This is a genomic window from Terriglobales bacterium (genome assembly GCA_035454605.1).
Classification (GTDB): domain Bacteria; phylum Acidobacteriota; class Terriglobia; order Terriglobales; family Acidobacteriaceae; genus DATMAB01.
Window position 1 is genome coordinate 34,858 of the sequence record DATIGQ010000121.1, and the last position, 6,404, is coordinate 41,261.

Genomic DNA, 6,404 nt, shown 5'->3' on the forward strand with positions numbered 1-6,404 from the left:
GTTCCTCCAAAAGGTATCTTTGATGTTCTCGAGACCGAACCCGGCCTCGTCATGAGTCGTATTAAATAATAAAATCTTAGCGCGTTCCTGTCAAGTCTAGTTTACCGTTATTTTTCAATCGCTTACTGATAGAATCAAGCACTTTAGATAGGCCGTCTCCGGGACAGAAAGTGCGATTGGGTGATCCTTGGCTTGGCCCCTCCGTTCCAGGACGCGAACGGCTCTGCGAGCGTCGCCTGCGGCGGCGCGCAGCATTTCGAGGAACTCGGCCTCGCTCACGTGGTAGCTGCAAGAGCAGGTCACCAGGATTCCGCCCGCACGCAGCATCTTCAGCGCGCGCAGATTGATCTCCTTGTAGCCGCGCAGGGCGGTGGGCAGGCTGCGGCGGGAGCGCGCAAAGGCCGGGGGATCGAGCACGATGGTGTCGAACTGGCGGCCCGCCGCAGCATAGTCCTTGAGCAAGTCAAAGGCGTTGGCCTCGATCCACTCGATCTCCGGCCGTCCCTCGGCCCGATTAAGAGTCGCATTGCGTTCCGCAACTTCCAGCGCGGGACGCGAACTGTCCACGCCGGTGACGCTGCGGCACGACGGCGCAAGATGCAGCGCGAACCCGCCCTGGTAGCAGAACACGTCCAGCGCGTCCCCGTGCGCGTAGGTTCCGGCTGCGGCGTAGTTCTCGCGCTGATCGAGGAACGCGCCGGTCTTCTGGCCGGCAAGCCCGTCATAGTGGAAGCGCACGCCATTCATGGTGAACGCGGTCGCGGTCTTTCCGCCGGCCAGCAACCGGTCGGCCGCCGGTGGAAGCTTCTCCAACTGGCGAATGCGGGGCTCCACCCGCTCCACGATGCCGGCGGGCGTCGTCTGCTCTAGTAGCGTCTCAAGCACTGTCTGCCGCACCGGTTCGCGATCCATGGCCTGCGTCAGGGCTTGCAGCGAAAGCACGTCGTGGTAGCGATCGACGATGAGCCCGGGTAGGGAATCCGCCTCGCTGAACACCAGGCGGCAGGCGTCACTGTCACGCACCACCTGCCGCCGGTGGGCGATGGCCTGCTCGATGCGCCGCTTCAGCAGGGCGGCAAGGTCGCCCTCGGATACGGCGCGAGCGGAAAGAAGCCGCAGCGCGATCTCGGAGGCGTTGCTGTAGAAGGCGGTACCGAGCCGGCGGCCGCGCCGGTCGTGAACCGCGACCAGATCGCCGGCGGAAGCCTGCGCCGAGACTACGTCCGACCGATAAACCCAGGGATGGCCGCCCGCCAGCCGGGTGGCGCCGCGCGCGCTCACCACCACGGACGGGCTGGAATCGGCGCGCGTCAGTGCGTCCGGGCCTTCAAGGCATCGAGAGCGGCCCGCACCTTGGGCGCGTTGGGGTTCTGGGGAGACTCCTTCAGGAAGATGGTGTACTCGGCCATGGCGTCGGTCTCCTTGTTCAGGAGCTCATAGGCGCGCGCCGCGATGAGGTGGCAGGCAACGAATTGCTCGTGGGGCAAGTCGTGCACCCTGGTCGCCGTCGTCGCCGCTTCCAGCGGCTTGTGCAGCAGCAGCTGCACCTGCGCCAGCATGGTGAGCGTCTGCACGTCCAGGGGATCGCCGGCGAGAGCCTTCTGCAAACTCGTCTCGGCCATCGGATAACTTTTCTCGTGGAAGTGCAGGATGCCCAGGTTTCGATAGGCGCGGGCATAGCGGTCGTTGAGCCGGACCGCCGTTTCGAACATTTCCCGACCCTTTTCCGTCTGGCCGGTGTTCATGTACACCACGCCCAGGTCGTTGTGTGCGGCCGCATACTGGGGATAGAGGCGGATGGCTTCTTCGAACCGCACTCGGGCCCCTTCCCAGTTCCCTTTCTCCATCGCCTCGCCGCCCTTTTCGTACTCCTTGCGGGCCTTGCCGGGGACGTTGAGGTCGGCGGCGGCCACCGTGGCCGTAGTACTCGTTTGCGTAACCTCGTTTTCGCCCACGCGCTCCACCGGGAGATACTCGAAGTGAGTTGCTTGCCCGCGACTGATGGAGAAGACACGGCCTACAGTTTCGCGAATCCCGATGCCGCTGACGCGGACCCGGTACGTGCCCGGCCGGACTCCGCCGAACTCGCAGACTCCGTTGTCGTCAGTGAAGGCGGTGTTCAACTGGACCTCGGACCCCGAGGTGACCAGTTCCACCTTCAAGCGGGCGCTTGCCGGACGGTCGTCCGTGAACGTGACCTGTACCCGGACCGAGGCCCCAGTGGTACCGAACTGGCGCGCCTGCGCGGAGGCTTGCGCGGCGAGACCGAGCGATAATAGGAAAAGCAACAGGATTGAGCGGCGCATCGCAGTACTCCTTTTGGGCAGCTCTCGTTTTCTGGACCGAGTGCGCCGCTGCCTCAAGCGCCCCGGGCCGTCGAGGGTCCAGCTTCGCTCACCGGTCCCTCGGGTTCCGCTTCCTCCTCTTCCAGAACGGCAACGGCCCGCTTGCGCGAACGGCTGGGCTCCGGTGGCGGCTCATGGGAGGGATCGTAGTACAGGATGCGGCCGCAGGAGTCGCAGGTCACGATGGAGTCGTTGCGCCGCACTTCGTTGTAGGTCTGCGGACGCAGCAGTACGTGGCACTCGCCGCACTGGTGCGCGATGGCTTCGGTAATGGCGCTGGTCTTGCGCAGCTTGAGGACGCGGTCGTAGTGCTCCACCACGTCCGGGGTGATCTGGCCGCGCAGCGCGTCACGCTTGGCCGTCCATTCACGGAGCAAAGCCTCGTCTTCGGCGGTGCGTGCCCGGGCTTCGGCTTTCTCCTTTTCGATCTCGGCGGTTTCTTCTTTGAGCTCCGCCTCGGCCGCCTTGAGGGTCGCCTCGTGCGCGTCCGCCTGAACCATTCCTTCCAGGATCTTGTCTTCGGCGGCGCGGATGTGGCTCTCGGCGTACTCGATCTCGTGCATGAGAGCCTTGTACTGCTCGTTGGTCTTCACCGCCAGCGATTGCTCGCGGTATTTGGAGATCTTCGTCCGCTGGTCCTGGATCTCGCTTTCCTGGTGTTTCCGCTCTTTCTGGTTGGCCGCCAGCGCCGCCTTGGCGTTTTCGATCTCGCCGCGGGTGTGCGAGAGCTTCTCCTCGATGGCCGCCACGCGCAGCGGCAAGGCCTGGATCTCAGCGTTCAGGCGGGCAATCTCCCGGTCGGCTTCTTGAAGGGCAATCAGGTTGGAAAGGTCAGGATGCATGGCACCGGGCGGGAAAATACTGCGCCATTGTACCACCGCCAACCAGGCTCGGTGCCGGTCCGTCCCCGCTACCAGCGCGGTGTACACTGAAACTCGGGCGCGTTACCCGCGTCTCTGCAACGCCTCGCACCTCGAGCGATTCGTGACCGCCTCTAGGGAAAAAACTGCGCCGCCACCCCGGCTCACGCTGGGGGATTTCGAGCTGGCGGTGCTTTCCGACGGCTCGTACTACGCCGATGGGGGCGCTTTCTTCGGCGTTGTCCCCAAGACCCTGTGGCAGCGCAAGTGGCCGGCCGACGAGCAGAACCGCATCCGTCCCGGACTGAACTCGCTGCTGGTTCGCACCGGCGAGCACACCGTGCTCATCGAGACCGGCGCCGGGAACAAGCTCGGGGAGAAGCTGCAGCGCATCTACGCGCACCAGCCCCTGCTGCTCGAGAGCCTGGCCGCTGCGGGCGTCGCGCCCGATGACATCGATATCGTCATCAACACCCATCTGCACTTCGACCATTGCGGCTGGAACACGGTGCTGCGCGACGGCCAGCCCGTGGCCACGTTCCCGCGCGCCACCTACTACGTGCAGCAGGGCGAACTGGAGCGCGCGCACGAGCAGCACGAGCGCGACCGCGTGAGCTACATCAGCCCCAACTACGACCCCTTGGTTGCGAGCGGGCAGATGCGCTTGCTCCTCGGTGACCACGAGATTGTGCCCGGAATCTCGGTCCGCGTGCTCCCCGGCCACACCCAGCACATGCAGGCAGTGATGGTCGAGAGCGGCGGGCGACGGGCCTGCTACATTTCGGACCTCATCCCCACCACCCATCATCTAAAGCCGACATGGATACTGGGCTACGACCTCTATCCACTGGAGACCATCGCCAACAAGAGGCGCGTCTACGCCGAAGCTATCCCGGAGCGCTGGCTGATGGTCTTCACCCACGATCCGGCAACGCCCTGGGCCTACCTGGAAGCGGACGATGCGGGCGGCATCGTGGCCCGGCCGGTCACCACCTAGCCGCGCGCCAAGGGACAGCATGAACGGGTTGCGGCGGGACATCCTGGATTGCATCGGCAACACGTCTTTGGTGGCCTTGCGCAAGGTCGTGCCCGCGAACGGCGCCCGCATCCTGCTGAAGCTGGAGGCCGAGAACCCCACCGGTAGCATGAAGGACCGAATGGCGCTGGCCATGATCGAGGCGGCGGAGGCGGACGGCCGCCTAAAGGACGGCGGTTCGGTAGTGGAATACACCGGCGGCAGCACCGGCGTGTCGCTGTCGCTGGTCTGCGCGGTAAAGGGATACCCGTTGCACGTCGTGAGTTCGGATGCTTTTTCCAAGGAAAAGCTCGACCACATGAGAATCCTGGGGGCGCAACTCCAAATCATTCCCAGCGAGGGCGGAGGCATGACGGAGAAACTCACCCGGGACATGATCGAAGCTGCCCGCATCATCAGGGAAAAAACCGGGGGCTTCTGGACCGATCAATTGAAGAACACCGACCAGCTAGCCGCCTATCACAAGATGGCGGAGGAGATCTGGACTCAGACCGGCGGGCAGATCGATGGTTTTGTGCAGAGCGTGGGAACCTCGGCGTCGCTGCGGGGCATCGCCGAGGGCCTGCGCCGCCATAGGGGACAGATCCGGGTGGTGGCCGTGGAGCCCGCGGAGTCTCCGGTTCTCTCCGGCGGCCGGCCCGGCGCCCACAAGATCGACGGGGTGGGAGCGGGTTTTGTGGTGCCGCTGTGGCAGAAAGGCATTGCGGATCAAATCGAGCGGGTCTCCACGGAAGAAGCCACGGCCATGGCCCTGCGACTGGCCCGGGAAGAAGGGCTTTTTGCTGGAACTTCTACCGGGGGCAACGTCCTCGCCGCGTTGCGATTGGCCGAACAACTGGGACCGACCGCGACGGTCGTCACCCTCATGTGCGATACGGGGATGAAATATCTCAAGACGTATGGAGCGAACTGAATCATCTCCCACCCTATCGCTCCAACAAAGGGAACGATAAGGGTGGGGCAGCCCGCGTGGGGTAGCCCGGACCGGAACGGATCACCGACTTCGTCGCTCTTGTGCTTGCTTCTTTTCTCGGAGTCTTCGCTCCCGAGTTCCAGACCGATGTCCATGTAGGAGAGCCGCATTCACGAGAACCATGACGAGGATGATCACAAGCAAGCGTGTACCTCGGGATTCAAAGAACAGTGCGGCCAGCGTCCAGGAACCAAGGAAGGCGAACACGTTTGCGCTGCTTGCAACATAAAGTGGGAAGCGTCTCATAAGCGATGATTCCTATTGCCTCGATCTGTCCTCGTCGGCTGATTCCTTCTCTTGCACGGGTGGAGATGAAGGTGGCGGCGGGGGGCGGTCGCGCCCGTGCCCCGTCAGTAGAGCTTGCCGGTCAAGGTCTTGACGCAGACAGAATTCTAAACCCACGTTATCGCCGAAGAGCACGGCGCGAACGTGGGGCACCGTCGAGGATTCACTGGTAGACGTGGGACCCGCGTCTTGCACGACCGTAATCCCACGTCTGCGCCGAAAAGCATGGCGCAGACTCGGGGCACCGTCAGGGCCGAACGTCAGGCGGAGGGCGTCGGTTGAGCGAGCAAACTCTCGAAGAAGACTTCCACGCGCTCCAGGATCTGCTGCTCGGTGCGGGATTCGTAGACAGCCTTGCGCAAGGCGCTGCCGCCGGCCACGCCGTGGGTAAACCAGGAGACGAACTGCTTCATCTTGCCTTCGGCGCCGGGCATCTGCTCGTCGATGAGCATGCGGAAGTAGGTGCGGATCATCTGGTAGCGGTCGGCGTCGGTGGGCTGATCGTAGGCGCCTGTGGCCGCGTACTGCGCAATCTGGCGGAAGATCCACGGATTGGAGGCGGCGGTGCGGCCGATCATGACCGCGTCACAGCCGGTCTGGGCGACCATGGCGGCGGCGTCCTGGGGAGTGCGGATGTCGCCGTTGCCGATCACCGGGATGCCGATGGCGTGCTTGACGGACGCGATCCACTCCCAGCGGGCGTTGCCGGCGTAGCCCTGCTCGCGGGTGCGGGCATGGAGGGCGACGGCGTTCAGGCCGCAGTCCTCCGCCATGCGGGCCAGTTCGACGCACACGATCTCCTGATCATTCCAGCCGGCGCGGAACTTCACCGTGAAAGGGATCCGGACGGCGGCACGCACGCGCTCGAAGATCTGGCGGATGCGCGGCAGGTCGCGCAGCAGGCC

Annotated in this window: 6 protein-coding genes; 2 read left to right on the forward strand and 4 right to left on the reverse strand. The window is 64.3% G+C overall.

What is annotated here, in order from left to right; genetic code table 11:
- Positions 1-114 precede the first annotated feature (114 nt).
- From VLE48_08490 to VLE48_08500, 3 genes are read right to left on the reverse strand one after another with little or no spacing between them, the layout of a single operon-like run.
- The gene (locus VLE48_08490) at positions 115-1,287 is read right to left on the reverse strand and encodes a class I SAM-dependent rRNA methyltransferase (protein ID HSA93035.1); all 1,173 of its coding nucleotides are present in this window, start codon (positions 1,285-1,287) and stop codon (positions 115-117) included.
- Between the two features lie 23 nt (positions 1,288-1,310).
- The gene (locus VLE48_08495) at positions 1,311-2,306 is read right to left on the reverse strand and encodes a tetratricopeptide repeat protein (protein HSA93036.1); all 996 of its coding nucleotides are present in this window, start codon (positions 2,304-2,306) and stop codon (positions 1,311-1,313) included.
- A 53-nt stretch (positions 2,307-2,359) separates the two neighbouring features.
- Positions 2,360-3,187, reverse strand: a complete 828-nt coding sequence (locus VLE48_08500; GenBank protein ID HSA93037.1) for a C4-type zinc ribbon domain-containing protein — start codon at positions 3,185-3,187, stop codon at positions 2,360-2,362.
- Between the two features lie 142 nt (positions 3,188-3,329).
- Here VLE48_08500 and VLE48_08505 point away from each other — a divergent pair, with 142 nt between their 5' ends.
- Complete coding sequence (locus VLE48_08505; protein ID HSA93038.1) at positions 3,330-4,202, forward strand: MBL fold metallo-hydrolase; 873 nt, start codon at positions 3,330-3,332, stop codon at positions 4,200-4,202.
- 19 nt (positions 4,203-4,221) lie between these two features.
- Positions 4,222-5,154, forward strand: a complete 933-nt coding sequence (locus VLE48_08510; GenBank protein HSA93039.1) for a cysteine synthase family protein — start codon at positions 4,222-4,224, stop codon at positions 5,152-5,154.
- 605 nt (positions 5,155-5,759) lie between these two features.
- On the opposite strand, the gene VLE48_08515 is transcribed toward VLE48_08510, so the two are convergent.
- The coding region (locus VLE48_08515; protein HSA93040.1) for a tRNA-dihydrouridine synthase at positions 5,760-6,404 on the reverse strand (645 nt) is incomplete at its 5' end.